Raw genomic sequence first — 235 nt, forward strand, 5'->3', positions numbered from 1 at the left:
CCGGACAGATACCAGCGCGTGGGATTCGGCGCCTCGATTCGCACGCCGAGTTCTTCGATGAGCGGCCGCGCCACCGCGAGCAGCGCGCTGGCTTCTTCGTCCGAGAGTTCGAGCGACGCCGGATCGATCAGCACCAGATGGTCATGCGCGATGCGCACGTGCACCGGCTGCACGCAGGCCCAGGTGGCGTCGCCGGGATCGCCGCCGTCGGCGCGCAGCATGTACGGGGCGAGCG

1 pseudogene is annotated in these 235 nt (G+C 70.2%); it reads right to left on the reverse strand.

The features are described from left to right. Positions 1-235 (reverse strand): annotated as a pseudogene (locus SB822_RS61105) (regulator); the annotation flags it as partial.

It is taken from the genome of Paraburkholderia sp. SIMBA_054, assembly GCF_046534875.1.
GTDB lineage: Bacteria > Pseudomonadota > Gammaproteobacteria > Burkholderiales > Burkholderiaceae > Paraburkholderia > Paraburkholderia hospita.